Source organism: Kitasatospora arboriphila (assembly GCF_039528095.1).
GTDB lineage: Bacteria > Actinomycetota > Actinomycetes > Streptomycetales > Streptomycetaceae > Kitasatospora > Kitasatospora arboriphila.
On record NZ_BAAALD010000315.1, the window covers coordinates 1 to 535 of the forward strand.

A 535-nucleotide genomic window follows, 5' to 3' on the forward strand; every position below is an offset into this window, starting at 1 on the left:
CGGAACGTTGGCAAGCATGTTTGCCAAGCCGACCTGCACGGGTGATTTGGTGCCACCAACCATCAGGAACGGCAGGAAGTAGTTGTTCCAGTTTCCCGTGAAGTTGAAGAATGCGGTGAGCGCAATGACCGGCGCCGGGAGCGGCATGGCGATCTGCGCAAACACTCTAAACTCCCCCGCACCGTCGATGCGGGCGGCATTGAGCAGGTCGCGCGATACCGTCGTCGAAAAATAGATGTAGGTGAGGTATACGCCAAAAGGAAAGAAGGAGAACGGGAGGATCACCGAGAGCGGGGTCCCAATAAGCTTCAGTGCGGAGAGCTCGAGGAAGATTGGCAGGACGAGCGCAGTGTTTGGAATCAGCATGACGACGAGAGTTGTCATGAGTAGTGTCTTGCGACCCTTGAAGTCAGTCAGGGCGAGCGCGTAACCGGCCGGGATCGTGACGAGCAGCATGATGATGATCGCGCCGAAGGAATAGAGCGTCGAGTTTCCAAGCCAGGTGAGGAACACGCCGTCCTGGAACCCGAAGAGT

The 535-nt window shown here is 57.2% G+C and carries 1 protein-coding gene; it reads right to left on the minus strand.

What is annotated here, in order from left to right; translation table 11 throughout:
• On the minus strand, positions 1–513 hold a 513-nt coding region (locus tag ABD353_RS40160), incomplete at its 3' end, for a carbohydrate ABC transporter permease (protein WP_344628631.1).
• Positions 514–535 lie beyond the last annotated feature (22 nt).